This window comes from Sphingobium sp. RC1 (assembly GCF_059738765.1).
This window is the reverse complement of the sequence record NZ_AP027306.1, coordinates 2,189,276-2,216,129: the sequence shown is the minus strand read 5'-3', so window position 1 is coordinate 2,216,129 and position 26,854 is coordinate 2,189,276. Positions and strand designations below refer to the sequence as shown.

The 26,854-nt window shown below is 63.6% G+C and carries 28 protein-coding genes; 12 read left to right on the top strand and 16 right to left on the bottom strand.

Features of this window, described 5'->3' with window-relative positions:
- Positions 1–22: 22 nt before the first annotated feature.
- Entirely contained in the window at positions 23–1,618 is a 1,596-nt protein-coding gene (locus AC6JBC_RS10935) for a sensor histidine kinase (RefSeq protein WP_464788207.1), read from the bottom strand.
- Entirely contained in the window at positions 1,587–2,291 is a 705-nt protein-coding gene (locus tag AC6JBC_RS10930; protein WP_464788208.1) for a response regulator, read from the bottom strand. Before AC6JBC_RS10930 ends, AC6JBC_RS10935 begins: the two co-directional genes overlap by 32 nt.
- 286 nt (positions 2,292–2,577) lie before the next feature.
- On the opposite strand from AC6JBC_RS10930, the gene AC6JBC_RS10925 reads away from it, so the two are divergent.
- From AC6JBC_RS10925 to AC6JBC_RS10915, 3 genes are all read left to right on the top strand, one after another.
- Positions 2,578–4,173 carry a phosphoenolpyruvate carboxykinase gene (locus AC6JBC_RS10925; RefSeq protein WP_498024250.1) on the top strand — a complete coding sequence of 532 codons (1,596 nt, stop codon included), beginning with the start codon at positions 2,578–2,580 and terminating at the stop codon, positions 4,171–4,173.
- Positions 4,174–4,288: 115 nt separating this feature from the next.
- Entirely contained in the window at positions 4,289–4,606 is a 318-nt protein-coding gene (locus AC6JBC_RS10920; RefSeq protein ID WP_498024249.1) for a hypothetical protein, read from the top strand.
- Positions 4,607–4,780: 174 nt separating this feature from the next.
- Positions 4,781–5,596: a ferredoxin--NADP reductase gene (locus AC6JBC_RS10915; RefSeq protein ID WP_464788210.1), complete on the top strand. Its 816-nt coding sequence runs from the start codon at positions 4,781–4,783 to the stop codon at positions 5,594–5,596.
- 919 nt (positions 5,597–6,515) lie between these two features.
- On the opposite strand, the gene AC6JBC_RS10910 is transcribed toward AC6JBC_RS10915, so the two are convergent.
- Positions 6,516–6,959, bottom strand: a complete 444-nt coding sequence (locus AC6JBC_RS10910) for an NfeD family protein (RefSeq protein WP_498024247.1) — start codon at positions 6,957–6,959, stop codon at positions 6,516–6,518.
- Entirely contained in the window at positions 6,959–7,930 is a 972-nt protein-coding gene (locus AC6JBC_RS10905) for an SPFH domain-containing protein (RefSeq protein WP_498024245.1), read from the bottom strand. The genes AC6JBC_RS10910 and AC6JBC_RS10905 overlap by 1 nt, the downstream gene beginning before the upstream one ends.
- Positions 7,931–8,028: 98 nt before the next feature.
- Here AC6JBC_RS10905 and AC6JBC_RS10900 point away from each other — a divergent pair, with 98 nt between their 5' ends.
- Positions 8,029–8,844, top strand: coding sequence for an HpcH/HpaI aldolase/citrate lyase family protein (locus AC6JBC_RS10900; protein ID WP_498024244.1), 816 nt, complete (start codon positions 8,029–8,031; stop codon positions 8,842–8,844).
- A 146-nt stretch (positions 8,845–8,990) separates the two neighbouring features.
- Here the strand turns inward: AC6JBC_RS10900 and AC6JBC_RS10895 are convergent, their stop codons facing one another.
- On the bottom strand, positions 8,991–9,611 hold the full coding sequence (locus AC6JBC_RS10895; protein WP_498024242.1) for a hypothetical protein: 621 nt from the start codon (positions 9,609–9,611) through the stop codon (positions 8,991–8,993).
- 84 nt (positions 9,612–9,695) lie between these two features.
- Positions 9,696–11,144, bottom strand: a complete 1,449-nt coding sequence (locus tag AC6JBC_RS10890; protein ID WP_498024240.1) for a sigma-54-dependent transcriptional regulator — start codon at positions 11,142–11,144, stop codon at positions 9,696–9,698.
- 157 nt (positions 11,145–11,301) lie between these two features.
- On the opposite strand from AC6JBC_RS10890, the gene AC6JBC_RS10885 reads away from it, so the two are divergent.
- From AC6JBC_RS10885 to AC6JBC_RS10865, 5 genes are all read left to right on the top strand, one after another.
- Complete coding sequence (locus AC6JBC_RS10885) at positions 11,302–11,427, top strand: aa3-type cytochrome c oxidase subunit IV (RefSeq protein WP_498024239.1); 126 nt, start codon at positions 11,302–11,304, stop codon at positions 11,425–11,427.
- A gap of 25 nt (positions 11,428–11,452) precedes the next feature.
- Positions 11,453–12,571 carry an NAD(P) transhydrogenase subunit alpha gene (locus tag AC6JBC_RS10880; protein WP_498024238.1) on the top strand — a complete coding sequence of 373 codons (1,119 nt, stop codon included), beginning with the start codon at positions 11,453–11,455 and terminating at the stop codon, positions 12,569–12,571.
- A gap of 127 nt (positions 12,572–12,698) precedes the next feature.
- A complete protein-coding gene (locus tag AC6JBC_RS10875) occupies positions 12,699–12,980 on the top strand; it encodes an NAD(P) transhydrogenase subunit alpha part 2 (protein WP_498024237.1) in 282 nt (93 codons plus the stop codon).
- Positions 12,977–13,630: an NAD(P)(+) transhydrogenase (Re/Si-specific) subunit beta gene (locus tag AC6JBC_RS10870; protein WP_498024236.1), complete on the top strand. Its 654-nt coding sequence runs from the start codon at positions 12,977–12,979 to the stop codon at positions 13,628–13,630. Before AC6JBC_RS10875 ends, AC6JBC_RS10870 begins: the two co-directional genes overlap by 4 nt.
- Positions 13,631–13,687: 57 nt before the next feature.
- Entirely contained in the window at positions 13,688–14,380 is a 693-nt protein-coding gene (locus tag AC6JBC_RS10865) for an aspartate/glutamate racemase family protein (protein ID WP_498024235.1), read from the top strand.
- Positions 14,381–14,483: 103 nt separating this feature from the next.
- On the opposite strand, the gene AC6JBC_RS10860 is transcribed toward AC6JBC_RS10865, so the two are convergent.
- Genes AC6JBC_RS10860 through AC6JBC_RS10830 form a run of 7 tightly spaced genes read right to left on the bottom strand, consistent with a single transcriptional unit; the run spans position 14,484 to position 21,545 of the window.
- Complete coding sequence (locus AC6JBC_RS10860) at positions 14,484–15,473, bottom strand: type II secretion system F family protein (protein WP_498024234.1); 990 nt, start codon at positions 15,471–15,473, stop codon at positions 14,484–14,486.
- 16 nt (positions 15,474–15,489) lie between these two features.
- The gene (locus AC6JBC_RS10855) at positions 15,490–16,485 is read right to left on the bottom strand and encodes a type II secretion system F family protein (RefSeq protein WP_498024232.1); all 996 of its coding nucleotides are present in this window, start codon (positions 16,483–16,485) and stop codon (positions 15,490–15,492) included.
- 58 nt (positions 16,486–16,543) lie between these two features.
- Positions 16,544–17,821 carry a CpaE/TadZ family protein gene (locus AC6JBC_RS10850; protein ID WP_498024231.1) on the bottom strand — a complete coding sequence of 426 codons (1,278 nt, stop codon included), beginning with the start codon at positions 17,819–17,821 and terminating at the stop codon, positions 16,544–16,546.
- A gap of 2 nt (positions 17,822–17,823) precedes the next feature.
- Positions 17,824–18,465 (bottom strand): CpaD family pilus assembly protein, encoded by a 642-nt coding sequence (locus tag AC6JBC_RS10845; RefSeq protein WP_498024229.1) that lies wholly within the window; start codon positions 18,463–18,465, stop codon positions 17,824–17,826.
- 17 nt (positions 18,466–18,482) lie between these two features.
- The gene (locus AC6JBC_RS10840; RefSeq protein ID WP_498024227.1) at positions 18,483–20,003 is read right to left on the bottom strand and encodes a type II and III secretion system protein family protein; all 1,521 of its coding nucleotides are present in this window, start codon (positions 20,001–20,003) and stop codon (positions 18,483–18,485) included.
- 1 nt (position 20,004) lies between these two features.
- The gene (cpaB, locus tag AC6JBC_RS10835; RefSeq protein ID WP_498024226.1) at positions 20,005–21,021 is read right to left on the bottom strand and encodes a Flp pilus assembly protein CpaB; all 1,017 of its coding nucleotides are present in this window, start codon (positions 21,019–21,021) and stop codon (positions 20,005–20,007) included.
- Between the two features lie 50 nt (positions 21,022–21,071).
- Complete coding sequence (locus tag AC6JBC_RS10830; protein WP_449471304.1) at positions 21,072–21,545, bottom strand: A24 family peptidase; 474 nt, start codon at positions 21,543–21,545, stop codon at positions 21,072–21,074.
- Positions 21,546–21,586: 41 nt separating this feature from the next.
- Between AC6JBC_RS10830 and AC6JBC_RS10825 the strand changes: the two genes are divergently transcribed.
- The 3 genes from AC6JBC_RS10825 to AC6JBC_RS10815 all read left to right on the top strand — a co-directional run bounded on the left by AC6JBC_RS10825 (position 21,587) and on the right by AC6JBC_RS10815 (position 24,288).
- Positions 21,587–22,552 carry an alpha/beta fold hydrolase gene (locus AC6JBC_RS10825; protein WP_498024225.1) on the top strand — a complete coding sequence of 322 codons (966 nt, stop codon included), beginning with the start codon at positions 21,587–21,589 and terminating at the stop codon, positions 22,550–22,552.
- Entirely contained in the window at positions 22,549–23,652 is a 1,104-nt protein-coding gene (locus AC6JBC_RS10820) for an NAD(P)/FAD-dependent oxidoreductase (RefSeq protein WP_498024224.1), read from the top strand. Before AC6JBC_RS10825 ends, AC6JBC_RS10820 begins: the two co-directional genes overlap by 4 nt.
- A 321-nt stretch (positions 23,653–23,973) precedes the next feature.
- The gene (locus tag AC6JBC_RS10815; protein ID WP_498024222.1) at positions 23,974–24,288 is read left to right on the top strand and encodes a UrcA family protein; all 315 of its coding nucleotides are present in this window, start codon (positions 23,974–23,976) and stop codon (positions 24,286–24,288) included.
- Positions 24,289–24,322: 34 nt separating this feature from the next.
- Here AC6JBC_RS10815 and rnhA read toward each other — a convergent pair whose 3' ends face one another.
- From rnhA to ispH, 3 genes are all read right to left on the bottom strand, one after another.
- A complete protein-coding gene (rnhA, locus tag AC6JBC_RS10810; protein WP_498024221.1) occupies positions 24,323–24,769 on the bottom strand; it encodes a ribonuclease HI in 447 nt (148 codons plus the stop codon).
- Between the two features lie 104 nt (positions 24,770–24,873).
- Complete coding sequence (gene thrB, locus AC6JBC_RS10805) at positions 24,874–25,848, bottom strand: homoserine kinase (protein WP_498024219.1); 975 nt, start codon at positions 25,846–25,848, stop codon at positions 24,874–24,876.
- Between the two features lie 4 nt (positions 25,849–25,852).
- On the bottom strand, positions 25,853–26,800 hold the full coding sequence (ispH, locus tag AC6JBC_RS10800) for a 4-hydroxy-3-methylbut-2-enyl diphosphate reductase (protein WP_498024218.1): 948 nt from the start codon (positions 26,798–26,800) through the stop codon (positions 25,853–25,855).
- Between the last annotated feature and the right edge of the window lie 54 nt (positions 26,801–26,854).

Here is a 26,854-nt window from a genome sequence, read left to right as displayed (position 1 = left end):
TCAAAAACTTCGAGCGGCCGTCCTATTCCGAGACAATGCCGGGGTCGCGTTCCACACCCATGGGCAGGCGCAGCATGAAACAGGCGCCCTGCTGATTATCTTCGCGGTCGGCAATGCTGATCTTGCCCTGATGCCCTTCGACGATCGATCGGGCGATGGCGAGGCCAAGGCCTGAATGCTTGCCGAAGCCCTCCGTTTCCGGGCGGACGCTGTGAAAGCGGCGGAAGACATGCTCGCGCTGGGACTCAGGTACGCCGGGGCCTTCATCCTCAACGCTGACCAGCACTTCATGATCGGCCACGGTCGCGACGATCTGCACCAGCCCCCCATCGGGTGAGAAGGAGATGGCGTTGTCGATAAGATTGTCGAGCACGCGGAGCAGGCGTTGCTCTTCGCCAAGCACGACGGCGACATCCTTGCGCGGGCGGGCGAAAGCGAGGCGGACGCCGCGGGGAACGCCCCGTGCCTCGCGGGCCACCACCATGCGTTCGATCAGCAGGCCAAGGTCGATCGGCTCGAACCGCGTGCGCGACAACTGCGCATCGATGCGGGAGGCTTCGGCAATGTCGGTAACGAGCCGGTCCAGCCGCCGGACATCGTCCTGCGCGATCGCCATCAGCTGATCGCGCAGTTCCGGCTTGTCGATCCGTTCCAGCGCGTCGAGAGCGGAGCGGAGCGAGGCGATGGGGTTTTTGAGCTCATGGCTGACATCGGCGGCAAAGGCGTCGGTGGCGTCGATCCGCTGGCGCAGCGCGTGGCTCATGTCGGACAACGCGCGGGCGAGCATGCCGATCTCGTCGCGTCGTTCGGGCAGGCGGGGCACCGTCACCTCGCGCGCGCGGCCGAGGCGGACGCGTACCGCCGCGCGGGCGAGGCGTTGCAGCGGCTGCACAATGGTCCGGGCGAGGAAAAGCGACAGCAGCACCGAAGCCAGCACGGCCGTGGCGATCACGATGCCCAGCCTCAGACGTTCGGCGCGCACCGTCCGGGTGATGTCGCGGGCATTTTCGGTCGCGAGCAGGCTGCCGCCATCCTTCAAGCCGGTTGCAGCCGAAATCATGAAGGTGCGGTCGGGCGCATAGCGGTTCATCGCCTGCGGCTGGCCTGTCTTGCGGGCGAGCAGCAGCTCCGGCCAGGCATCGGCGCGATCGACGGCAGGTTCTTCGAAATTGGGCGGTCGGTCAGCAAAGACGACGCGGTCCACCGCCTTATCCAGAAAACGCGCGACATGGCGCCGCCACCCTTCTTCCGACGGCAGGGTCAGCCGATAACGAGGAGCATCCATCGCAAAGCTGTCGGCGATCAGTCGTCCGTCCGGTCCATAGCGGCGAACGCGATCGCGCGTCTGCCGGGCATAGGCTGCGATCAGCGCATTGTGCCGTTCGGCCGGTGCTGTCTCCAGGCCGATCGCCAGCAGCTTCAGCTCGCGCGCGGACTGGTCGAGGCGCGCGTCCACGATCCGGGTGCGATAGCTGTCCAGATAGAAGAAGCCGCCCGCCAGCAGGGCCAGCGCGAACACGTTGACCGCCAGGATGCGCGGCGTCAGGCTGATCCGGCCCGACCAACGCAACCCGCCGTCCCGCGGATCACTCTTCGGAGAATCGGTATCCGGCGCCATAGAGCGTATCGATTGCGTTGAATTCAGGATCGGCCTCTCGGAATTTGCGGCGGAGCCGCTTGATGTGGCTGTCGATGGTGCGGTCGTCGACATAGACGTCATCCTGATACGCAGCATCCATCAACTGGTTGCGGTTCTTGACGACGCCGGGGCGCGCCGCAAGTGTTTCGAGGATCAGGAATTCCGTGACCGTCAACGTCACATCCTGACCCATCCATTTGACGCGATGCCGGGCGGGGTCCATTTCAAGCCGTCCGCGGATGATCGGGTCGGCTGCGGGCTCGTCACTGGCATCGGCCATCCGGCCCACCTCCGCCCGGCGCAGGATGGCGCGGATGCGGGCGATCAGCAGGCGTTGCGAAAAGGGCTTGGCGATATAATCGTCGGCACCCATGGCGAGGCCCAGCGCTTCGTCCAGCTCATCGGCCTTGGACGTCAGGAAGATCACCGGCATCTGGCTCTTCTCACGTAGGCGCCGCAGCAGTTCCAGACCATCCATGCCCGGCATCTTGATGTCGAACACGGCAAGGTCGGCCGGATTGTCGAGCAACGCCTTCAGCGCTGCCTCCGGGTCCGAATAGAGGCGCGTCATGAAGCCTTCGGCCTGCAGCGCGATGGACACGGAAGTCAGGATATTCTTGTCATCATCCACAAGGGCGATGGTTGGAGTCATACTTCTTCCCAATGATCTTGGCCGCCCTGCTCAGGCCTTCCTGTCCAGCGTTAGACGATGCCTGTCCCGCTCGCAAGAAAGGGGTAGGACGGCAATTATGCGGTTTTCGTCCCTTAATCTGGGACAAACGGCTTGCTGGCGGGATTTGACGCTGGGGGTGCAAAGGCTTATTGGGCCTCCCATCTGCAGGAATGTCGCCGCCCATAAGGGAGAGCGGCGCTGGGAGCGGATCGGTCGCAAGCGTTCGTTGTTGGCGAGCCGGAGTAATCACATCAGGAGCTAAGGCGTGCAGGCCAAATCCTCAATTACCCTGGATCAGCAGGGCATTTCCACGACCGCTGAATTGCATTGGAATCTCGGCACCGCGCCGCTCGTCGAAGCTGCCATCGCAAATGGTGAGGGCGTCCTGTCGAAGGATGGCCCGCTGGTCGTGAAGACAGGCAAGCACACCGGCCGTTCGGCCAACGACAAGTTCATCGTCAAGGACGCCGAGACCGAATCCACGGTATGGTGGGGCAAGACGAACGTTCCCATGACGCCGGAGCATTTCGCCGCGCTGAAGGAAGATTTTCTCAAGGCGCTGGGCGAAAAGAACAAGCTCTACGTCGCTGACCTGTTCGGCGGTTCGCAGCCCGAGCATCGCGTGAATGTGCGCGTCATCAACGAACTCGCCTGGCACAATTTGTTCATCCGCACGCTGCTCGTGCGCCCCAGCCAGGAAGAGCTGCGCGGCTTTGCGCCTGAATATACGATCATCGATCTGCCGACCTTCCAGGCGGACCCGGCGCGTCACGGATCGCGCAGCGAAACGGTGATCGCGGTCAATTTTAGCGAAAAGCTGATCCTGATCGGCGGCACCAAATATGCTGGCGAAATGAAGAAGTCGGTCTTCGGCATCCTCAACTATCTGCTGCCGGTCAAGGGCGTGATGCCCATGCACTGTTCGGCCAATATCGGCCCGAACGGCGACACGGCGGTCTTCTTCGGCCTGTCGGGCACCGGCAAGACGACCCTGTCGGCCGATGCCAGCCGCACGCTGATCGGCGACGATGAACATGGCTGGTCGGATACCGCTGTCTTCAACTTCGAGGGCGGCTGCTATGCCAAGATGATCAACCTGTCGGCCGAAGCCGAGCCGGAGATCTTCGCGACCACCAAGCGGTTCGGCACCGTGCTGGAAAATGTGGTGATCGACGAGGATACGCGCGAGATCGACCTGGACGACAACAGCCTGGCTGAAAACAGCCGTGGTTCCTACCCGATCGACTTCATTCCGAATGCGTCGGAAAAGAATCTGGGTCCGGTGCCGAAGAACATCATCTTCCTGACGGCCGACGCCTATGGCGTTCTGCCGCCGATCGCGCGGCTGACCCCGGATCAGGCGATGTATCATTTCCTGTCGGGCTACACCGCGCGCGTGGCGGGTACGGAAATCGGCGTGACGGAGCCTTCGGCGACCTTCTCCACCTGCTTCGGTGCGCCTTTCATGCCGCGTCATCCTTCGGTCTACGGCAATCTGCTCAAGGACCGGATCAACAAGGGCGGCGTGACCTGCTGGCTGGTCAACACCGGTTGGACCGGCGGCAAATATGGCGTTGGCAAGCGCATGCCGATCAAGGTGACGCGCGCGCTGTTGAACGCGGCGCTGGACGGTAGCCTTAACGATGCCGAGTTCCGGGTCGATCCCAATTTCGGGTTTGAGGTGCCGGTTGCGGTGCCGGGCGTTGATGCGACGATCCTCGATCCACGCGCGACTTGGGCCGATCAGGCGGCCTATGACGAGACGGCGGGCAAGCTGGTGAAGCAGTTTGTCGACAATTTCGCCCAGTTTGAAGAGCATGTCGATGCATCGGTGCGGCAGGCTGCGCTGACGGCGGCCTGACAGGCGGGGCTGCCCGCTTCCAAAGGTTGAAAAAGAGCCGGGGGCAGTGCTTCCGGCTCTTTTGCTTTCGGGCGGCAGCTTGCGGTGCTATTCTGGTGCCCAATTCAATGGGATTATGGCGATGTTTGACCAACTGATAAACAGCGTGGGCGGATTGGAAGCAGTGGCGGCGAAGCTGGGGCTTTCGGCCGAGCAGATGCAGGCGCTGATGGCGGAGATTGGCGGCAAGATCGCCTCTGGCGAAACCGATGTCGCGGCGCTCGCCACCACGGCAGCGGAGCATGGCGTGTCGGCGGACAAGTTGCAGGAACTGTTCGCGCAGTTCGGTGGCCCCGAGGCGATTCTGGGCAAGCTTGGCGGCCTGTTCGACAGCGATGGCGATGGTAGCCCGATCGGTGAACTCAGCAGGCTCGCGAAGGGGCTGTTCGGCTGAAAAACCGGATGGAAGCTGGCAGGGCATGATCGTCAGCTATCGGCCATGAAAGTTTTTTCACCTTGCCTTAACGGGGCCGAAAAGGCATTCGCGCCGCCATCACTTATTGCGAAAGCCACGCAACTGGCGTCCTGACCGGGCGTTGGCGAAGGGGATTTGGCAGGAGACAAGGTTTTGAGCGACGTGACGATCGAAAAGCCGGTACTGGAGCCGACCGGCGCCCTGACTGTCGAAACTGTGCTGTCTGTCCGGCATTGGAACGAGCATCTGTTCAGCTTCCGCATCAGCCGCCCGGCAAGCTTCCGCTTCCGTTCGGGCGAGTTCGTGATGATCGGATTGCAGGGCGACAATGGCAAGCCGCTGCTGCGCGCCTATTCCGTGGCTAGCCCGGCCTGGGACGAGGAACTGGAATTCCTGTCGATCAAGGTGCAGGACGGGCCGCTGACGTCCAAGCTGCAGCTGATCCAGCCGGGCGACCAGATCTATCTGGGCCGCAAGCCCACCGGCACGCTGGTGACCGACGCGCTGCTGCCCGGCAAGCGGCTGTTCATGCTGTCGACCGGCACTGGTCTTGCGCCGTTTCTCAGCCTGGCGCGCGATCCGGACGTGTATGACTTTTATGAGGAAGTCGTCGTTGTCCACTCGGTTCGCCGGGTCAGCGACCTTGCTTTCCATGACGAGATGGAAGGCAAGCTGGCGGAGGACCCGTTGGTGTCCGAGCAGGCTGCCAATCAGTTCCACTATGTGCCGACCGTCACGCGCGAGCCGTTCCGCAACAATGTGCGGATCGACAAGCTGGTCGAGAATGGCGCGCTGTTCGAAGGGCTTTCGGGTGACAAGAAGTTCAATCCCGAGACCGACCGCATCATGATGTGCGGCAGCATGGAAATGATCAAGCAGTTCGCGGCTTATTTTGAGACCGAAGGCTTCGTCGAAGGCTCGAATGCGGCGCCGGGCGCTTTCGTGATCGAGCGCGCGTTTGTGGGGTAAGCGGGCGGAGAGTTTTGGTGCAAGAGGGGCTGGCGGCGACGCTGGCCCTTTTTGGTTTATGGGTTGAGTGTGCTCGGTCTGGGCAACTCACGCTGTTCCCCTCCCGCAGGCGTTCAAACGAGGCGCGTGACTCGTTTGAAGGGTTAGGGGTGGGCGCGAGCGGAGCGAGATTCCGGGCACGCCGTTGAAGGAAAGCAGACTGGCCGCACGCGACCAATTGCGGACAGCAGGATGGCTTTTCACTGTCCATACAATTGGACACAGAGCTAATCAGTGCGACACGGAAACCTATCAATCTCGGCGCGAAGACCGAGTCGTTCGGCCTCCGCGAAGTCGATGCACATCCCGTTTCTGACGGACCCTGTCCACACGATCTTTGGACCGGCTTCCGAAGGTTCAATGACCAGAAAGTATCGTTCGCCCGTTCGCGGGCGCGCTGACGCTTGCATCCAAGAAACCGTAGTTGTGGTCTTTGGTCCTGCAAGCAGCCGGTTTACCTTGAAGGTGATGCGAAACGAGCCATCGATTATGATTTGGCAATCGGTATCCACACATATCCGAGGAGCATTTGGCATCTCCGAAACATCTTCAACGTGCGTGAGAGTGGCCTTGACCAACGATCCGACAGGTTGAGCCAATGCAGGTGAAGCGAGGCAAACAACAGCGATTGCAAGACAGGCTCTTCGCACGCGACCCCCGGCGTCAAATTTTTTTGAACGTCTGCTTTTTAGCGCAACTGCGCAAGACCAGCCAATCCGCTTTCCACCCCATGCAAGTCATTCCCCCCGGAGGTTAGGCGAGGGATGGGTGCCAGCGGAGCCAGCTTCCGGGCGTGCCGTTGGAGGACGTTCTCGGGCGTTGCGCTGGCCCACTCCCCGGCCCTCCCGCCTGCGGGAGGGGAGAGGACTGAACTTCCCCGTCAGGCCGGTTCCACCTGTAGCACCGAAGCCTCCGCCCCGATGACGCGCACCCGGCTCCCCGCTGGCGCGTCGGGGCCGCGGCAGGACCAGACGCTGTCGCCCACCTTCACGCGTCCGCGGCCTGCTTCGATCGGTTCGACCACCAGCACGACCTCGCCGATCAGCCTCGCTGTCCGGTCATTGAGCAACGGGTCCTGCGAGTCCACGGGATTGGCCACATACCAGCGGCGGCCGCCCCACACCGATACCAGGCAGAGCAGCGCGAACAGCAACAGTTGCAAGGGCATGGAGATCGGCAACAGGAGCGCGACAAGGCCCGTCACCGCTGCCGCCAACGCGACCCAGATCAGGAACACACCGGGGATCATCACCTCAGCGACGCCGAGCAGGGCGGCGAAGACCAGCCAGCCCCAATGATCGTCCAGCATGCCGAGCCAATCCATCAGCCCTGACCCTGCGCAAAGGGGCTGCGGCGAGGCGGAGCGGCGGGCGAGGGCGGCGCGCCGTCATTGCCCAGGGCTTCCTTGGCAAGTGCGCCGATGCCGCCCAGCGTGCCGATCAGTTGCGTAGCCTCGACGGGGAAGAGGATCGTCTTGGCATTGGGTGACGTCGCAAACTGGCTCACCGCATCGACATATTTCTGGGCGACGAAATAGTTGATCGCCTGTGCGTTGCCGTTCGCGATGGCCTCGGACACCATCTGCGTCGCCTTGGCCTCTGCCTCGGCCTCGCGTTCGCGGGCTTCGGCGTCGCGGAAGGCGGCTTCGCGGCGGCCTTCGGCTTCGAGGATCTGGCTCTGCTTCTGTCCTTCGGCCTTCAGGATCTCAGAGGCCCGCAAACCTTCCGATTCGAGGATAAGGGCGCGCTTTTCACGCTCCGCCTTCATCTGGCGACCCATGGCGTTGACGATGTCGGCGGGGGGGCGGATGTCCTTGAGCTCGACGCGCGTGATCTTGATGCCCCAGGCGTTGGTGGCATGATCGACCACCGACAGCAGGCGGGCGTTGATCTCGTCGCGCTTCGACAGGGTCTCGTCGAGGTCCATCGACCCCATCACCGTGCGCAGATTGGTGGTCGCAAGCTGCATGATGGCGACGTAAAGTTCAGACACTTCATAGGCGGCTTTCGCGGCGTCCAGAACCTGGAAGAACACGACCCCATCGACCGACACCATGGCATTGTCCTTGGTGATGATTTCCTGCCCCGGAATATCGACCACCTGTTCCATCATGTTGATCTTGCGCCCGACGGCGTAGAAGAAGGCGGGGTAGAAATTGAGGCCGGGGCGCGCCACTTCGGTGAAACGGCCGAAGCGTTCTATGGTATATTGATAGCCCTGACGCACCACCTTGACGCTCACGGCCAGATAGAAGAGCACCAGGAAAGTCACCGTTAGCGCGAAGGTCGTCAGCATCTTTTTCCCCCTTAAGAAGCGCTTGACTATGACGCGGATTCGTTAAGGGGGAAAGTCAAACCGTCACGCCGCCGTCCAGCCCGAAAAGGAGACCTGCCATGTTGCTGCGCCACGCCCGATCGTTGCTGTTTCTGCCAGCGTCGAACAAGCGCGCCATTGCCAAGGTGCGTACGCTGTCCTGCGACATGGTCATGCTGGACCTGGAAGATGCGGTGGCTGACGACCGGAAGGAAGAGGCGCGCGCCAACGCGGTCGAAGCCGCCGCCGAAGGCTTTGGCAAACGGCTGTGCGCCGTGCGGATCAATGCCGAAGGGACGGCGTGGCACGGCCCGGAAATGATCGCGGTCAAGCGTTCCGCCGCCAACTATGTCATCCTGCCCAAGGTCGAAAGCGGCAAGCAGGTGCGCGACGTTTTCAGCGTCTGCCAGAAGCCGGTCATCGCCATGATCGAGAGCGCGGCTGGCGTTCTTGCCGCCACCTCAATCGCGGCGGAAGAGGGCACGGCCGGGCTGTTCATGGGCACCAATGACCTGCGGCAGGACCTGGGCATTCCCCCTTCGGCGGGCAGGGATGGGCTGAGCTTCGCCTTGCAGTCCGTGATCCTGAGCGCGCGGGCGGCGCGGATCGCGGTGTTCGATGGCGTGTTCAACCGGCTGGACGATGAAGCGGGGCTCGAAGCGGAATGCGCCGCCGGGCATGCGTTGGGTTTCGACGGCAAGACGCTGATCCACCCGAGTCAGGTGCCGGTCGCCAACCAGGTGTTCGGGCCGGATGCGCAGGCGGTGGCTGATGCCCGTCGGCTGATCGAAGCGGCGACGGGAGGGGCTGAGCGGTTCGAAGGGCGCATGATCGAGGGGATGCATGTTGAGGAGGCTCGGGCGCTTGTTGCGAGGGCTGAGGCGGTGATGGGTTGAGCCATCTTGTTCCCCTCCCGCAAGCGGGAGGGGTTAGGGGTGCGCGCGAGCGGAGCGGGCTTTCGGGGCTGGCCTTTAACCGAATTTAACGTTGCGCGTGCCCACCCCCGGCCCCTCCCGCAGGCGGGAGGGGAGATGAGGTTTCTCTATTGCTCCGCCGCGTTCGCAGCATTCCCCGCCTCTACGTGCGCCACTGCCCCCTTCGCCGCAAAAACACGCAAGCTATCCAGCACCTTCTTCGCGATCGGCTGATATTGCTCGCTCAGCATCTCCGGGTAAACGAAGGTGGCGGTAACGATCCCCCCGTCCGGCTGGCGCAGCAGACGCACGGCGACGTTATTGCCCTCGCCATCATTGGCCGTGCCGCGATATTCATTGTCGGCGATGAAGTCGCCATCGACGCCTTCCGAACCGCTGCTCATCGACTGGACGACCTGCTGGAGCGTCTGCTGTTCTCCGTTGCGCTGCCAGAAGACGCGGACGTCGGCGCCTGCGCCGGGGTCCTGAAAGACCGTGCCGTCTGGAGTGGTTGCGGCAGCATCCTGCTCCCAGCCTTCGGGGAAGCTGACCGAAAAGCCGCGATCGTCATTCACATAGTTGCGGTTCTCTGCGGCCTCCGCCTTGCCCTCCGCCAGCGCCTTGGCCGCGGCGGCGTTGGCGGCGGCGGCCAGTTCTTCCTGGCTTGGCATATCCGACACCGGCTCGGCGCGTCCGCAGGCGGCCAGCAGGAGGACGGAGAGGAGGGCGGCTTCGCTGAGTTTTTTCATGCCCTGTCCAAAGCATAGGCGGCCCGACATTTCAACGCCGCAACGATGCCGAGCGGCGGATGAGCGCTGTGCCGCGACGGGCGTTCAGGCGGCGCTGTCGATCCCGAGTTCGGCGAGCTTGCGGTAGAGCGTCGAGCGCCCGATGCCGAGGCGGCGGGCGACCTCCGTCATGCGGCCGCGATAATGGCCGATGGCGAGGCGGATGACGTCGGCTTCGATCTCTGCAAGCTGGCGGACATGGCCGTCGCCTTCGAACAGGGTGATGCCCGCCGCTTCCCGGTGGGTCTGCGGCACGGTGCGCGGGCGGGGATGGAGCGGCTCGCCACTGGCGCGCGTCCGGATATGCGCGGCGATCTGCGGGAAATCCTGCGGCGTCAGGGCGTCGCCTTCGCACAGGACGGCGGCGCGGAAGAGGGCGTTTTGCAGCTGGCGCACATTGCCCGGCCATTCATGCTGCATCAGCAGGGCGAGCGCGTCGTCGGTCAGGCCAAGGCCCCGAAGGCCCGGCTGGGTGGCGATGCGGGCCAGAAGATGGCGGCAGAGCGCGGGCACGTCGCCGATCCGCTCACGCAGCGGCGGGATGGTCAGCTGCACGACGTTCAGGCGATAATAGAGGTCTTCACGGAAGCGGCCTGCTTCGATTTCTTCGACCAGCCGCTTGTTGGTCGCGGCGATGATCCGCACATCGACATGGACCGGCCGCCGCGCGCCCAGCGGCTGTACTTCGCCATCCTGAAGGACGCGGAGCAGCTTCACCTGAGCGTCGAGCGGCATTTCGCTGACTTCATCGAGGAAGATCGTGCCCATGTCGGCGGCGACGAACTTGCCGACCTGACGCTCGAAGGCGCCGGTGAAGGCGCCGCGCTCATGGCCGAACAGGTCCGATTCGACCAGGTTTGCCGGGATGGCCCCGCAATTGACGGTCACCATCGCCTGCTTGTGGCGGGGCGAGGCGGCGTGGATGGCGCGGGCGATGACGTCCTTGCCGACGCCGCTTTCACCTTCGATCAGGACGGGCACGCGGGCGCGCGCCGCCTTTGCCGCGATCGCGAGGGCGGCGCGGAATTGCGGCGCTGCGCCGACCACATCCTCGAACGAAAGGGCGGCGGAGATTTTTTCGGTGAGCGGGCGCAGCTCCCCCTTGCCATGCTCCTGCGACAGGGTGGCATTGAGCGCGGCAAGCAGCCTTTCGGGTGCGACCGGCTTGGCCAGATAGTCCGTCGCACCAGCGCGCATTGCATCGACGGCAACCGCGACACTGTTATGCGCGGTCAGAATCAATATGGGCAGGGCGGGGCGGCGGCTGCGCAATTCGCGAACGAGACCAGTGGCTTCCGGACCCGGAATCCACTGGTCGAGCAGCACCGCGTCGAGCCGCATGCCGTCCTGCGTGCCGAGCATGGCGATCGCCATGTCGCCGTCACTGGCGAAGATCGTGCGCCACCCGGCGCGTGCGGCGAGCGCCGACACAAGCCTGCGCTGGGCAGGCTCTTCATCGATCAGCATCAGCATGGGAACGCCGTCGCGCGCCATCTTACCCCTCTTCTTGTTCCGTGGCAGCAGCCTAGCCCAAGGGGGTAAAGGCGCCCTTAACCGGAAAGTTTTTCTTCCTCTGTTTCGAGGTTGAGGGGGAAGAACCTTGTCGATAAGAGGGGCCGGCTCAAAAACACAGGCTGACAAGGGAATGGACATGGCGTCTGAAGGCAATATCGAGAGCGCGACCGAAACCTATTCGGGGTTCGTATCCATCGTGAAATGGGGCACCGTCACATGCGTGGTGCTGGCTGCGATCGTCGTCCTGCTGATCTCCAGCTAAGATTGGTGCCGCAAGGGGGATGCCGATGAAGATTGCAATCGTGAAGGAGCTTGCCGAGGGCGAGCGCCGCGTGGCGGGTACGCCGGAAACCGTCAAGAAGTTCAGGGCGCTAGGCGCCGATATCGCGGTGGAAGCAGGCGCAGGCCTGACCGCCGCCATCGCTGATGCCGACTATGCCGCGATGGGCGCGACGATCGCCGATCGCGCCGCGACGGTGGCGGGCGCGGACATTATCCTGGGCGTTCAGGGGCCGGCCGTCGCGACCATTACAGGCGCGAAGCCCGGCGCGTGGATCGTCGCGGGCCTCAATCCCTTCGTGGAGCGCGCGCGTGTCGATGCCTATGCATCGGCGGGTTATGAGGCGCTGGCGATGGAATTCATGCCGCGCATCACCCGCGCGCAGTCGATGGACATCCTTTCCTCGCAATCGAACCTGTCCGGCTACAAGGCGGTGCTGGATGCGGCCGCGGAATATGGCCGCGCTTTCCCGATGATGATGACGGCGGCGGGGACGATTTCCCCGGCCAAGGCGTTCGTCATGGGCGTGGGCGTCGCCGGGCTTCAGGCGATTGCCACGGCCAAGCGTCTGGGCGCGCAGGTGTCCGCGACCGACGTGCGTTCCGCCACCAAGGAGCAGATCGAAAGCCTGGGCGCGAAGGCGGTTTTCGTCGAAAGCGTCGCGGGTATCGAGGGCGAAGGCAAGGGCGGCTATGCCACCGAAATGTCCGAGGATTATCAGAAGGCTCAGGCTGAACTGGTGTCGAGCCACATCGCCAAGCAGGACATTGTCATCACGACGGCGTTGATTCCGGGCAGGCCCGCCCCGCGCCTCATCACCGACGCGCAGATCGCGACGATGAAGCCGGGCAGCGTGATCGTCGATCTGGCGGTCGAGCAGGGCGGCAATGTCGAAGGTGCAGTGCTGGGCCAGGTGGTCGAGCGTCATGGTGTGAAGATCGTCGGTCACAAGAATGTGCCCTCACGGCTTGCCGCCGATGCTTCGGCCCTGTTCGCCCGCAACCTCTATAATTTCCTGTCGGCATTCTGGAACAAGGACCAGAATGCGCCGGTGCTGGACGAGGAAATCGGCAACGCCATCCGCCTGACGCAGGGCGGCAAGGTCGTCAGCGACCGATTGCAGTAAAGGGCTGCTCCTCTCCCGTGCCTTGCGCGGGGGAGGAGGTCTTCGTTTTGGGGTCGAGCAGTAGCGGCGGCCCTGCCGTGCGGAACTCCGTTCCGATCGGCCTCAACGTGATCTTCAAAAGGCAGGAATGAGCGGGCTTCTCCTCTTCAGCTTCCTTCTTGCCTGCGCGGTTGGTGCGATAGCCGCATGGCGCCTGTCGATGGACGAGCTGAGCAGCCGAGTCGTCCCGCTAATCCTGCTCACCCCTGCTGGCATCGCCGGAACGCTGGTGATTGCGGCGGAAGTGAGCAGCACTTGGGCGCGCTATCTGAGCCTGATCGCCCTCATTCTTGCCAGCGCCTCCTTTTGCGGCGGCTATGTCGCGACGCGCCGGGCTGAAAAATCGCATCAGGCGGCGAAGCGCCCGTGAGCCTGAGCTTTGACGCGATCATCCTTGCTCAGACCGTGGCGGCGATGCTGTTCATCTTCGCGCTATGGCCGCTGGGTACGGTGGCGGGCAAGCGGCGGCGCCAGGCGGCTCTGGCAGGGACGGTGATCCTGTCCGCAGCCGCCGTCTACGATATGGACGTCCTCAACGCACCGGAGATTATTGGCGCGCTGCTGATCGGCGGCGCTGTCGGCCTGTTGCTCGGACGGGAGTGGCCGGAAAGCCGGTTGACGGTGTTGTTGACGATATTCACCGGCTTCGCGGGAGCGGCGATGATTTCCGCCGCAGCTGCCGCCTGGCTCAATCCCTTCGCCTTCGGACTGGTTGATGAGGGGAGCGCCGATGTCGCGACGCGCCATTTGTTGGCTCTCGGCGCCGTGGCACTGGCGGGAAGTGGCGCCTGTGCCGCCGCTGTCGTCGCGCTGTTGAGGCGTGGGGGCGGAAATATCGCATTGCTCGCGATCAGCATCGGCATGGTCGGCTGGGCCGTCGCAGCCTTCGCTTTCCTGCTGGAAAATATGGGCTTGGCCGTTGCCGGAGGGCTTGGCGGAGCGGCGGGAACGGGAATCGCGTTGCGCTTATGCGGTGGCGCGCGCGGGAAGGGGCTTGCCGACGCGGAGGCCCGTCCGTAACGCTGAAGCGGACAGACGCCGGGGCACTCCCGGACGGCAATTGGGGTAAGACGCACCATGCAGAAGCTCGGCCTGATCGGCGGTCTCAGCTGGACATCGACGGCACGTTATTATCAGATCATCAATCAGGCGGTGTACCGCGCGAAGGGCGGGCAGCACAGCGCCCCCCTGCTGATCGAAAGTCTCGACTTCGCCGACATCGGCCGCTCCACCACGGAGGAGGAGTGGGCGCATGCCGCGCAGGTGCTGACCGCGTCCGCCCGGCGGCTGGAGCAGGCGGGGGCAAAGGCGCTGCTGATCTGCGCCAACAGCATGCACCGCGTCTATGAAGAGGTGCAGGGCGGGGTGGGTACGCCGATCATCAACATCGCCGATGCGGTCGGCCGCAAGATGAAGGCGGACGGCGTGCAAAGGGCCGCCCTGATCGGCACCCGCAACGTCATGACCGAGAAATTCTACCGCCAGCGGCTGGTTGGCCATGGCATTTCCCTACTGCCGGCGGACCTGGAACTTGCCGAGCGGATCGACCGCATCGTTTATGAGGAGCTGACGATCGGCAAGGTCAGCCGCGAATCCGAACGCTATATGCGGTCGGAACTGACCGACATCGCCAAAGAGAATGTTCAGGCGGCGATCCTTGCCTGCACCGAACTGGAAATGATCGTCGATGTGAAGGCGAATGTGCTGCCCATCTATGACGGCACGGCGATCCACGCGCGCGCTGGCGTGGATGTTATCCTGGGCGACTAACCCGGAACTCCGTTCGTTTCGAGCGCAGTCGAGACACGAGTAGGCCGGACGAGAAAAGGGGACGCCCTCACGGACGTCCCCTTCCTCCCCTTTTTAGCTTGTCTCAGAAAGCCGTGCTGATCGAGCAGGCCGCAGGGCCAAGGATCACGACGAACAGCGTCGGCAGAATGAAAAGGATGAGCGGCACCGTCATGATGGCGGGCAGGCGCGCGGCCTTTTCCTCGGCGCGCATCATGCGTTCATGCCGGAATTCAGCGGACAGCACGCGCAGGGCCGAAGCGAGCGGCGTGCCATATTTCTCGGTCTGGATCATGGTCGTGACCACGCCCTTGACCGCGTCCAGCTTCACGCGGTTGGCGAGATTTTCGAAGGCCATGCGCCGTTCGGTCAGGAAACTGAGTTCGATCGCCGTCAGCTGAAACTCATCACCCAGCTCGGGATAGGCCTTGCCCAATTCCTTGGCGACGCGGCTGAAGGCGGCATCGACGGTCAGGCCAGCCTCGGCGCAGATGACGAGCAGGTCGAGTGCGTCAGGCAACCCCTTGCGGATCGCGGCGGAGCGCTTCTGGATCTTGTTGTCGATGAAGATGTCGGGCGCCTTGTAGGCCAGCAGCAGAGCCACGGCGAAGGCCATGAAACGCTTGGCGCCGCCCCAGTCGGGATAGATGCCGACACCATAGAGCAGCAGCGCGGCCAGCCCGCCGATGGCGATCGGCAGCACCATGCGGCCGAAGATGACGGCGACCGCCAAATCCTTCGACCGGATGCCCGCCTGCGCGAGCTTTAGCTGGGCTTCCTTCAGCTGGTCGTCCTGCAACACCTTCAGGCTGGACAGGAAGGACCGCATCTGGTCGGTCGTCTGGCTCTTTTTGACCAGCTTGGCGCGGCGGCGCGCGGTCGACGCGGTGATCCCCGCCTTCAACTGTTCGCGTCGTTCGTTGAGCGCCTTGACCCGCTTTGCCATCGGGTCGCGCACGGTCATCACCGTATAGAGCACGAACAGCATGGCGAGCGTCGCCATGGCGGCAAGCAAGGTGCCGAAATCCGTGGCATTCATGCCGAAAAGGGTGCCGGCGGGGGAAGCGGTTTCCATGTCTTTCTATCCCCCGTCAGATTTCGAAATTGATCATCTGCGCCATGATGAAGACGCCTATGCCCATCCAGCACATGCCGCCCAGACCGATGACCTGCATCGTCGACATGCCGAACAGGCCCGCCGGATCAGGCGTGAAGAAGGGATGCATGTAGCTGAAGTTGATGTAGCAGATCATGCCGAATACCAGGAACGGCAACGCGCCGATGATGTAGGCCGACGCCTTGGATTCCGACGACATGGCCCGGATCTTCAGCTTCATCTGCGCGCGCTGACGCAGCACGGTCGCCAGGTTGGACAGGGTTTCGGCAAGGTTGCCGCCCGTTTCCCGCTGGATCGCAAGGCTGATGACGAAAAACTGGAATTCCGGCGTGCCCAGGCGATCGGCCGTTTCCTGCAACGCCTGATCCATCGTCTTGCCGATCTTGATGCGTTCGGTGATCAGCTTGAATTCCTCGCCCACTGGCCCGGGCACTTCGTTTGCCACGACACCCAGCGTTTCGGTGATGGGCAGGCCCGATCGCAGACCGCGTGTCAGCAGTTCGAGCGCGTCGGGGAATTTCATGGTGAACTGCAGCACCCGCTTCTTGATCAGGCGGCCGACCCACATGTGGGGCAGGGCGAGCCCCGCCGCCAGGCTGACCATGATAGCGAGCAGCGGCGCGAAGCCGCGCACGAACAGAAAGGCGCACATGCTCAGCGCAATGAAGGCGCAGGAGGTCATATATTGGCTGACCGTCCATTTCTTGCCGGTCATGCGGATGCGCTTGGCCAGATTTTCCGGGTTCGGAACCAGCGAAACGAGCATCTTCATCTCGTTGCCCGGCTGCCGATTGGAAATGGCCTTGCGCATGCGCGCTTCCATCAGCGCGTCGGTCGATCCGCTGTGACGTTCGCGGATCAGGGCGACACGGCGCTTGCTGGCCTTTTCAGCCGAGGGGCCAGCAAAGGCCATCGCCATAAGACCCAGGAAGGCCGCCAGCAGCATGATCAGCAATATCGAATTGCTCATGGTATCGCCCGTTCCGTAAAGGGGCATGCCGCCGGATGACGACATGCCAGAACCAAATCTAGGCCTTGGCCTTGTCCTTGCGCGCCGGGATCAGCCCCCTGAGGTCACCGATCTTGCCGAGCAGGGAGTCGCCCTTTTTCTTCGCGGGCTTGCCATCGAGTTCGCTATCCTCGGCGGCACCCATGGCGGCGTCGAGCAGGCTGACGCACGCGGCGCCGACCTTGCTGCCCTTGGCCGCCTCGGCCAATGTCTTGCCCAGCTTGGCGGCCTGCGCCGCGACCCGCAGGTCGAAGGGGATCAGAATGTCGACCTTGCGCTCGATCGATGTTTCGAAATCCTTGCGGCTGATTTCCTGGGCGCCTGCATGGACGCGGTTGGCGACGACGATCACGCGCGTTTGGGGCGCGTTGCTCTTCAGCCAGGACAGGATGCGGATCGAATCGCGCGCCGCCGCCAGCGTCAGTTCCGTGACCACCACGGCGACATTGACGTCGCTCATCAGGTGCGGATGCTGGATCAGCATATGGCGCGGCAGATCGACGACGCTGCATTCAAAAGCGGCGCGGAATTCCTCCAGCAGCTGGTAGAAGGCGCCGCCATCGGTCAGCATCGGCTGGCTGATGGGCGCTTCGGCCGACAGGATCGCAAGCGTATCGCTCGCCCGTACCATTGCGCGCTCGATGAACAGGCCATCGATGCGGCTCGGGTTTTCGATCGCGTCGGTCAGGCCACGGCCTGGCTCCAGGTCCATCGCCAGCGCGTTGGTGCCGAAATGCACGTCGAGGTCGAGCAGCGCGGTCGGCCGCTTCTGCTTGTCGCTGAGCAGCCAGGCGAGCGAGGTGGCGATGCTGGAAGCGCCGACGCCCCCACGCGTGCCGATGACGGCGGTGGTCAGATGCGGCCGTTCGGGCGCGGCGTCGCGCGGGGCGAAGAACACGGCCTGTGCCTGGGCCAGCGCATCGCGTAACTGGTCCGCGCCAAAGGGCTTCAGCAGATAATCCTGAATGCCGCTGGCGACGAGGTCGCGGTAAAGCCGGACGTCGTTGACCTGACCGGCGGCGATCACCACCGTGCCGGGTTCGCACACTTCGGCAAGGCTGTTGATGTCGTTCAGCGGGTCGCCGCTTTCGGACATATCGACGAACAGGATTTGCGGGCTGGCGCTGACCGACAGGCTCTGAACGGCATTGCGCATGCCGCCCTTGTTCACCTTTTCCGGTGCCCAGCCCATTTCGGCCGCCACCATGGCGAGCAGGTCATGGCTATGATCGTCGCAAACGAAGGCGTGGAAGGGATCGCGCTGTCCAGACATGGCAGGTTTCCAGGGTGCGTTCATGATCAGCGTCCTAAGTTCTTGAGATCGCCCGAACCGGTCGGGATCTTTTCACGATAGGTCGAAATGGCCCGGTTGGATGTCGCTGTGCGCAGGTCGCTTTCGCTGCTCTGGCCGCGCACCAGATCTTCAGGATTGGCGACCATCGCGGCAAGATTGCCGTTCACGGCGCAACCATAATTGGAGGTGGCGCCGAGCTGGGATTCGGTCTCTTTCTTGCTCGACCAGTCGGGGCAGCCGGGCACGCGTGCCGTCGCGCGGCGCACCACCAGCCGAACGCTGCCAGCAGGCGCGGAGCCTGCCGCGGCGGAGCTGTCCTCGCCCACCAGCATGCCATGGCGGGCGACGACATCGGCGATGCCTTCGCGCAATTCGGGGCTGTAATAAGCGTCGGTAACGATCGCCACCTGATCGCCATAGCCAAGACCGATGGAAGCGAACCAGTCGTCCAGGCGGCGCGCTTCCGAAGGAGCAAGGGCGCCGTCAGGGCCAGCCTGAACGTCGAAGGTGTAGGCATCGTGGCTGACGACCGGCTGATGCACCGATTCTACCCCGCGATTGACGCTGGAATTGCAGGCGGCAAGCGGCAGCGCCAACAGGGCGAGAGTGCCGAAGCGGAGGATATTTTTGGCGGACAGGGAAGTCATGACTGTCGTCCTTCCGATCAGAAGCTGAAGCCAGGCGCGGCGGCGGCTTTCGCCGAACGCTTGCCTGTGTCGCGGGGAGCTGCCGCCTGCGGGTCGGACGTCGGCGCCGGGCCGGGTTCGCGGCGTGGCAAGGGCGCGCGCGCGCCGCTCACCCCGTCATTCCCCTGCTGGAGCAAAAGGCCCTGGGCGATATTGGCATTGCGGAAGCCATCGGTCGGCAAGTGCACGTCCGACGCGTTCATCGGCTTCACCAGATAAGGGGTGACGACAATGACCAGTTCGGTCTCATGACGCTGGAACCGGCGTGACTTGAACAGGCTGCCAAGGATCGGGATTTCACCGAAGCCCGGCGTCTTGCTGATCGAGTTGGCGGTGTCGTTGTTGAGCAGGCCCGCGATCATGAAAGCCTGGCCCGAACCCAGTTCGACAGTGGTTTCAGCCGTGCGGCTCTTGAGCGCCGGGACGGTGGTGTTCACCGAGAAGTCGAGGCTCGACACGGTGGGGCGGACGCGCAGCGATATGCGGCCATCGGCCAGCACGGTCGGCGTGAAGGCAAGTTGCACGCCATATTGCTTGAACTCGATGCTGTTGCCCTGCGTGCCGTTGCTGACCGTGTAGGGATATTCACCACCCGCCAGGAAGCTCGCCGTCTCACCCGACAGCGCGGTCAGGTTCGGCTGGGCCAGCGCGGTGGCAAGGCCGCTCGATTCGGCAAGGTCCAGCGCACCCGCCACATCCATGCCGAGCAATTTGGCAACGAAGCCGAGCGACGTGGTGCCATCGATTGGGCTGTTGAACGTCCATTGACGAGAGATATCGCTATTGGGAAGGCCCGGCACGAAACTGCCTGAAGTCACGAAGCCGCGATCGGATCGGTTCATGTAGCCGCTGAAGTTGCCTGATCCCGTCCCCAGACCTCTCAGATTTATGCCGATCTGATGCCCTATGTCGCGGCTGACTTCGGCGATCTTGACCTGAAGATTGACCTGAAGCGGTGTCGCGGTGCGCAGGCGGCTGACCACGGTCACTTCCTTGCCGACGAATGCTTGCGTCAGCCGTTCGGCCTCTGCTGCGTCCTCAGGCGCGGCGACGGTGCCGGTCAGCAGGACCATGCCGTTCATCTTGTTTACGGCGATGGCGGCCTCGGGCATCGCGAGCTTCAGCATGTCGTCGATGTTCGACAGGTTGTTGCCGACGCGGACGGTGCCGGAAAACAGGACCTTGCCGTTGGTCGCGGTCACAAATACGGTCGTTTCGCCCGCTGCCTTCGCGATCAGGTAAAGCTGGTTCTGGGCACGGACATGAACATCGACCACATTGGGGTCGCCGATCACCACGTCCGACATCTTTGCGCCCAGATTGATGACCTTGCTGCCGCCCACCGACATCAGGATCGCATTGTCCTGCATCGATGAAGGCGCGGCGTTGAGTGCGGTGGTCGGCGTGGCGGCCATGGCGGCGGCGAGGCCGAGAGCGATCGCGGGGCCGATGAGCGGTTTGACTGCCTTCTTGCCCGCATCAATGTTGATACGCTTCATCTTATTTCCCCCCGACCGGAACGACGGTCACATTGGTGCCGCGTGCGACGCGGATCACAGGCCCGCTGATGACGCCCGCGCTGGCCGGTGCGCCGCTCCCCGCGGGCACTTCGACACCGGCGGTTTGCACTGGCTTGGCGGGGACGGAGCTGCGCTGGTAGCGAGACACGTCGGCGCCGGTGGAATAGGTGCCGCCCTTGTCGACCGGGCGAGCGGCGAGCTTTGCGATGATCTTCTTTTCCGCGTTCGGATTGGCGCCATCAGGCAGATCGACGTCAGCGCCAGCTATGGCAGCGTCGAGGTCCGATGCATTGTCCGCAATCGAACGCAGCGTCAGCGACAGCGAACCGATGGTCTGCGCCACCGCGATCTTTTCCGCGATCTTGGGCGTCACTTCGATGGTGACGTTGGAATAGGTCTGCACGACCGGCTTGCCGTCCGCGCCCAGCGCATCCATGCGCTGGTCGGTGGCGAGTACGCGCAGGTTGCGCAGGATAGTCTCGGAAACCTTCAGCGGGTCACCGTCGCCGCCGCCCGCCACGCTCTGCGTCAGCATCAGGTCGACGCGGTCGCCCGGGAAGACGAAGCCCGCGACCGAGTTTTGTGCCGACACCGGAACGGTGACAGCGCGCATGCCCGGCCCGAGCGCTGCGGCGAGGAAACCGCGCTCGCCGGGCTTGATCACCGAACCGACGGTCATCGGCTGGCCAGCGGAGATGGCGGTGCGGACGACACTACCCGCCAGCTTGGCGGGATCGGCCTGGCCCTGGATATAATAGGCCTGTTCGACCAGATCTTTCGGCCATGGCTGGAAGCGGAAGCTTTCCGCGTCCAGGATGGTGCCGACCGGCAATGCCTTGGTCGCGACCAGCACATGGGGCTGATCCGCTTCCACTGGCATCGATGACGCACTGGCCTGGGGCGCGCTAGACGAACTCAGCATGTTGCGCGCGAGAAGAGCTGTTGTGACCGCTATGATAAGCGCCCCCGCCAGCAGCACGATTTTCTTGCCGTCCATGATGAAATTCGCCTCCCTCAGTCAGGCAAATGTCGCCCGAGCCCCGAATTTTACGCAAAATGGTTAAGATATCGTTCGCCAATCAACCAAAGCGCCGCGACCGATATTGCGATACCGTAAGGAATCTGGGGCTGGCCCAGCCGTCGGGTCGTCCGGTGGTGGACCACGGTGACAATCGTCACCACGCCCCCAACCATGGCCATGACCATCAACATCGACAGCACGGCTTCCCACGGGAACCACAGGGCCAGCGCGCCCAGCAGCTTGACGTCGCCCCCTCCCATGCATCCCATGGCAAAGAGCGCGGCGAAAAGCGCGAACACGGCGAGCGCCAGCGCGACCTGCAACAGCATGCCCGGCCAGACCGGCATGCCATTGGCGATCCACCACAGGGGAGCCAGTCCAGCGATGACCAGGTTCAGCCGGTTGGATATGATCCGGGACCGCAAATCCGTCACGGATGCGATGACCAGCAGCACGCCAAGGGCGCACAGCAGCGCCGTCGTGAAATATTCCCCCGTCATGAATCTAAACCCTAGACCGAATGGCTTACCAAACCGTAACCATGCGCCCCATGGATTCGCCCGTGTCTGTTCCCCCGGCCTTTGACCGTCGTGCATGGCCGATGGATGGGCGGCTCGATTACTGGACCGCGCCCGATGGCTGGCCGTTGCGCCGCTACCGGCTGGGCGAGGGACAGCGCGGGCGGTTGCTGATGCTCGGCGGGCGCGGCGACATGATCGAGAAATATCTCGAAGTCATCCACCACTGGGCGACGCAGGGCTGGGCGGTCACTGCCTTCGACTGGCGCGGACAGGGCGGCTCGGGCAGGCTGAGCAGCGATCCGCTCTGCGGCCATATCGACGATTTCGCGCTATGGGTGGCGGACCTGGAGGCTTTCGTCACCGATTGGCGGGCGCAGGGGGCAGGACCCTGCGCCATCGTAGCGCACAGCATGGGCGGGCATCTGCTGCTGCGCGCGCTGGCCGAGGGCATGGCCCCGCCCGACGCTGCGGTCGCCGTCGCGCCAATGATGGGCGTCCATACCGCCCCGCTGCCGCGCTGGCTGGCGGTGCTGATCGCCCGGACCATGTGCGCGCTCGGCTTTTCTCACCGGCAAGCCTGGACGCAGAAGGAAGATTCGCAGCGGCAACGGGCAATGCGGCAGAAGCGGCTGACGCATGATCCGGAACGCTATGCCGACGAACTCTGGTGGCGCGATCATAGCCGGGACGTGGCGCTGGGTTCGCCCAGTTGGCGCTGGGTGGTGGAGGCGCTGCAATCGACCTTCGCGCTGGAGCAGGGCGGCAAGCTTGAGCGCATCGCCGTGCCGCTGCTGATCCTTGCCACCAGTGCCGACCGGCTGGTGTCCACGCCCGCCATCCGCCGCATCGCCGCGCGCATTGGGGGCGCACGCCTGCATGTCTATGGGCCAGAGGCGGCGCATGAGATATTGCGCGAAATCGACCCGGTACGACTGGATGCCCTGCGGCGGATCGACGCTTTTCTGGATGAGAACGCGCCAGCATGAGCCGGTTCGACATCGTGATCGTCGGCGGCGGCATAGCGGGCGCTAGCCTGGGCGCGGAACTGGCGGGCCAGGCGTCGGTGCTGATCCTGGAACAGGAGGAAAGCGCCGGTTATCACGCCACCGGCCGATCTGTCGCTTTCTGGGAGGAAACCTATGGCGGGCGACAGGTGCAGCCGCTGACCACGGCGTCCGGGCCGTTGTTGCGCTCGCCCGATCCGGATTTTGCAAGCCGATCCTTCCTGACGCCCCGGCAGACGCTGTTCGTCGGGCGGGAGGCCGACAGGGCAGAGCGCGACCAGTTGATGCGGGAATTTTCGGGTTGCGTCGAACTGCGCCCTGTCGATCCCGCCGCGCTGGTAGCGGGGCTGCGATCCCATTGGACGATCGGCCTGCTGGAACCGGGCGTGTGCGACATCGACGTCGCCGCGCTGCACCAGGCGTATCTGCGGCGCTTCCACGCGAAGGGCGGCAAATTGCGGCTGGGCACTGTTTTTCAGCAGGCGATCCCAACGCCGGGCGGCTGGCGCATTCAGACGAACGGCGGCGTCATCGATTGCGGCATCATCGTGAATGCCGCTGGAGCATGGGCTGATGACGTCGCGCGGCGCAGCGGCGTCGCGCCCATCGGCATAGCCCCACTGCGCCGCACCGTCGTGCAATTGCGCGTGCCCGCCATGCCGTCGCCTGACCTGCCACTGGTCATGGACCTTGGCTCCAGCTTCTATTTCAAGCCGGAAGGCGAGGGGCGCATCTGGCTGACCCCGCACGATGAAGAACCTTCGCCACCCTGCGATGCCGCGCCCGAAGAACTGGCGGTGGCGCAGGCGATCGCCCGCTTCGAAGATGTCGTGGACTGGCCGGTCGAGGCGGTCGAACGCAAATGGGCGGGGCTGCGCAGCTTCGCGCCGGATCGTGCGCCCGTCTATGGCTTTGACGCCGACGCACCGGGTTTCTTCTGGTTCGCGGGGCAGGGTGGTTTCGGCATTCAGACCGCACCCGCAGCGGCATTGCTGGGATCGGCGCTGGTGACCGGCGGATCGATGCCCGAAGCGGTGAGCGGGATTTATCCCGCCGTTTATTCTCCCGTCCGTTTCAAGTAAACCAAGGCCGGGTAAGGCTATCCGGAACGAAGAGGCGGCCATCACGTTGGGTCAATGGCCGCGCCCATATAGATGGGATGCAATAAAGATGCGGTCGATCCTGGAGCATTTTCGGAGCAGATGGCCTCATCTGCTCGCGGGAAAAATGCGCAAAACAAAAGACAATTAGAGCATGATCCAATTCAGTCTGATCGGCTCATGCTCTAGGAGTAGGAGAATGCCGTGATGAGAAAGTCGATATTATCAGGATCGGTCCTGATCCTCTCAGGGCTGTTTATGGCAAGCAGCACCAGCTTTGCTCAGCCAACAGAGGAAATTATCGTGACGGGTCGCTATAGCGACGCCCAGTCCCTTTCGCAGAATATCAGTTATGCCGATCTCGACCTCAGCACAAAGGCCGGGAAGGATGAACTGCGCCACCGTGTCGCGCTGACTGCCCGCTACCTGTGCGACAAGCTGGGCGAATCGGGTTCATCGTCAGCCGTTGTGCCCAGTTGTCGGGATTCCGCGGTGAAGGACGCGATGGGACGGGTCGGCACGGTCGAAGAGGGCTTTGCGCCGCGCGGTACGACATGGGTTGCCGGTACGCGCTGGCAACCGCCTTATCCTGCGGATTGGACAGAAAAATATCCCTGAGCCTTATCGGGGGAGCGGCGTATCGCTCCCCCGTTCAGACGCGGAAGAGTTCGGCGGCCGCGCAGGCGAGTTGATCGGCGCGCTCATTTTCAGGGTGACCGGCATGGCCCTTCACCCACTGCCAGCTGACCTTATGCGGCGCGGCGGCGGCGAGTAGCGCCTGCCATAGCTCAGCATTCTTGACCGGCTTGCGATCGGCGGTCTTCCAACCGTTCTTCTGCCAGCCGAACACCCATTTGGTGATGCCGTCCATCACATATTTGCTGTCGGTGTAGAGCGTCACCTGACAGGGCCGCTTGAGCGCATTCAGTGCTTCGATGGCGGCCGTCATTTCCATGCGGTTATTGGTCGTCTGCGCTTCTCCGCCGGAAATTTCCTTTTCCGTGGCCCCAGAGCGCATCACCGCGCCCCAGCCGCCGGGGCCGGGATTGCCCTTGCACGCGCCGTCGGTGAAGATTTCGACTTGGGGGAGGTCGGTCATGGAGGCGTCGTTTCCGTTAGCTTGTGCTCCTGCGCAGGCAGGAGCCCGGAGTTCCAGACGCAGCGCTTGCCGCCCTGGGCTCCTGCCTGCGCAGGAGCACTAATCTATATGCTTAGCAACCCCGCACCCGTCGTCGCATAGAAATCCAGCCGCCGCAGATAGGCCAGCGGGTCCTTGCGCGTCACCAGCGCGTCGGCGGGCGTGTTGATCCAGTCATAGGCCCGCGTCAACAGGAAGCGGAGCGCCGCACCCCGGCACAGGATCGGGAAGGCGGCCTGCTCGGTATCCGAAAGCCCGTGCGTCGCCTGATAGCCGGCGAGCATTGCGGCCGATCGATCGGCAAAGAAGTGCGCGCCATCATTGCTGAACACCCATGCGCTGTGCGTGACGGCCAGATCATAGGCGCGGATATCGGTGCAGCTGAAATAAAAGTCGATCAGGCCCGTCACCTCATCGCCCAGCATCAGCACATTGTCGGGGAAAAGGTCCGCATGAATGACGGCGCGTGGCAGTTCGGCGGGCCAGTGCGCGTCGAGATAGGCAAGCTCCTCCGTGACCCGCTGGCCAAGGCCGGGCGCGATATCATCGAAATGATCGCCGCACTTGGCCGCCAGATCGTGCCAGCCAGCGATGTCGAGCGCGTTGCGGCGTTCGCCCGCAAAGCCTTCCGCCGCGCGATGCAACTGGCCCAGCGCCGCGCCTGCGGCTTTCGCTTGTCCGGCGGTAGGCTCGGTGACGGATATGCCGGTCAGGAATTCGATCAGGCAGGCGGGCCTTCCGCCGAGCTGTTGCAGGCGCTTGCCCTCCCGATCAGCAATGAAGCGCGGCACCAGACAGCCGCGCGCGCCCAGATGATCGAGCAGGTCCATGAAGAAGGGGAGGTCCCCCTCATCCACCCGCTTCTCGTATAAGGTTAAAATGTAGCGGTGGCCATTGCCATCAGCGCCGGTGGTCTCCAGCAGATAATTGCTGTTTTCCACCCCTTCGGCGATGCCCTTGGCAGACACCAGCCGTCCCGCGTCATAGCGGGTCAGGAAAGCGTCGATTTCCTCGGCCGGGACATGGGTATAGACCGCCATAGCCTTACGCCGCTCCCAATTCGCGGGGGAGCTTGAACGAGATGGTTTCGCGCGCCGTCTCCACCTGTTCCTCCGTAACGTCGAATCGGGCGGCGATCCGGTCCACGACTTCGCGTACCAATATTTCGGGGGCGGAGGCGCCTGCCGTAAGGCCGAGGGTCGCTACATTCTCCAACCACGCAAAATCGATGTCATCCGCGCGCTGGATCAACCGGGCTGGCGTGCCCTCGCGCTCGGCCACCTCGACCAGGCGCAGCGAATTGGAACTGTTGGGCGCGCCGATCACATAGACCGCGTCGCAGGCGGCGGCGATCGCCTTCACGGCTGCCTGCCGGTTCGACGTCGCGTAGCAGATGTCCTCGCCCTTGGGCGCGTGGATCGACGGGAATCGGCGCTGAAGCGCTTCGACGATCGCGGCCGTGTCGTCCACCGACAGGGTGGTCTGGGTCAGAAAAGCAAGATTGTCGGGATTTTCGGGGATGAAGCTCTCTGCATCCTCGACCGTTTCGATCAAGGTCATGTTGCCCGCATCGACCTGCCCGAACGTGCCGACGACCTCCGGATGCCCCTTGTGACCGATGAACAGGATATGGCGCCCTGCCTCGACCTGCCGCTCTGCCTGGCGGTGCACCTTGCTGACCAATGGGCAGGTGGCGTCCAGATAATCAAGGCCGCGCTCCTCCGCCTTGGCCGGGACGGCTTTGGGTACGCCATGGGCGGAAAAGACCACCGGCACGCCATCGGGCACCTGATCCAGTTCCTCGACGAAGATCGCGCCCTTCGCCTTCAGATTGTCCACGACATATTTGTTATGAACGATCTCATGCCGGACATAGACGGGCGCGCCATATTTCTCGATCGCCTTTTCGACGATGATGATGGCGCGATCGACGCCAGCGCAAAAGCCGCGCGGGGCGGCGATCAATAGCTTCAGGGGAAGACGGGCGGTCATGCCAGCCGCTTAGGCCAATGTCGCGCCGGAAGGAAGGGGTGAGGGGAGGCGCGT

Bases quoted from the DNA above. Each gene is read 5' to 3' on its own strand.
- AC6JBC_RS10905 (WP_498024245.1), bottom strand. From the start codon at position 7,930: ATGCTGACGACCTTCGCGCTAACGGTGACTTTCCTGGTGCTCTTCTAT.
- AC6JBC_RS10875 (WP_498024237.1), top strand. From the start codon at position 12,699: ATGAGCGGGCTTCTCCTCTTCAGCTTCCTTCTTGCCTGCGCGGTTGGT.
- AC6JBC_RS10820 (WP_498024224.1), top strand. From the start codon at position 22,549: ATGAGCCGGTTCGACATCGTGATCGTCGGCGGCGGCATAGCGGGCGCT.
- AC6JBC_RS10840 (WP_498024227.1), bottom strand. From the start codon at position 20,003: ATGAAGCGTATCAACATTGATGCGGGCAAGAAGGCAGTCAAACCGCTC.
- AC6JBC_RS10890 (WP_498024240.1), bottom strand. From the start codon at position 11,144: ATGGCGCGCGACGGCGTTCCCATGCTGATGCTGATCGATGAAGAGCCT.
- AC6JBC_RS10860 (WP_498024234.1), bottom strand. From the start codon at position 15,473: ATGGAAACCGCTTCCCCCGCCGGCACCCTTTTCGGCATGAATGCCACG.
- AC6JBC_RS10920 (WP_498024249.1), top strand. From the start codon at position 4,289: ATGGCGATGTTTGACCAACTGATAAACAGCGTGGGCGGATTGGAAGCA.
- AC6JBC_RS10845 (WP_498024229.1), bottom strand. From the start codon at position 18,465: ATGACTTCCCTGTCCGCCAAAAATATCCTCCGCTTCGGCACTCTCGCC.
- cpaB (WP_498024226.1), bottom strand. From the start codon at position 21,021: ATGGACGGCAAGAAAATCGTGCTGCTGGCGGGGGCGCTTATCATAGCG.
- AC6JBC_RS10825 (WP_498024225.1), top strand. From the start codon at position 21,587: ATGCGCCCCATGGATTCGCCCGTGTCTGTTCCCCCGGCCTTTGACCGT.
- thrB (WP_498024219.1), bottom strand. From the start codon at position 25,848: ATGGCGGTCTATACCCATGTCCCGGCCGAGGAAATCGACGCTTTCCTG.
- AC6JBC_RS10910 (WP_498024247.1), bottom strand. From the start codon at position 6,959: ATGGATTGGCTCGGCATGCTGGACGATCATTGGGGCTGGCTGGTCTTC.
- AC6JBC_RS10935 (WP_464788207.1), bottom strand. From the start codon at position 1,618: ATGGCGCCGGATACCGATTCTCCGAAGAGTGATCCGCGGGACGGCGGG.
- AC6JBC_RS10865 (WP_498024235.1), top strand. From the start codon at position 13,688: ATGCAGAAGCTCGGCCTGATCGGCGGTCTCAGCTGGACATCGACGGCA.
- AC6JBC_RS10900 (WP_498024244.1), top strand. From the start codon at position 8,029: ATGTTGCTGCGCCACGCCCGATCGTTGCTGTTTCTGCCAGCGTCGAAC.
- AC6JBC_RS10885 (WP_498024239.1), top strand. From the start codon at position 11,302: ATGGCGTCTGAAGGCAATATCGAGAGCGCGACCGAAACCTATTCGGGG.
- AC6JBC_RS10830 (WP_449471304.1), bottom strand. From the start codon at position 21,545: ATGACGGGGGAATATTTCACGACGGCGCTGCTGTGCGCCCTTGGCGTG.
- AC6JBC_RS10850 (WP_498024231.1), bottom strand. From the start codon at position 17,821: ATGAACGCACCCTGGAAACCTGCCATGTCTGGACAGCGCGATCCCTTC.
- AC6JBC_RS10880 (WP_498024238.1), top strand. From the start codon at position 11,453: ATGAAGATTGCAATCGTGAAGGAGCTTGCCGAGGGCGAGCGCCGCGTG.
- AC6JBC_RS10930 (WP_464788208.1), bottom strand. From the start codon at position 2,291: ATGACTCCAACCATCGCCCTTGTGGATGATGACAAGAATATCCTGACT.
- ispH (WP_498024218.1), bottom strand. From the start codon at position 26,800: ATGACCGCCCGTCTTCCCCTGAAGCTATTGATCGCCGCCCCGCGCGGC.
- AC6JBC_RS10895 (WP_498024242.1), bottom strand. From the start codon at position 9,611: ATGAAAAAACTCAGCGAAGCCGCCCTCCTCTCCGTCCTCCTGCTGGCC.
- rnhA (WP_498024221.1), bottom strand. From the start codon at position 24,769: ATGACCGACCTCCCCCAAGTCGAAATCTTCACCGACGGCGCGTGCAAG.
- AC6JBC_RS10855 (WP_498024232.1), bottom strand. From the start codon at position 16,485: ATGAGCAATTCGATATTGCTGATCATGCTGCTGGCGGCCTTCCTGGGT.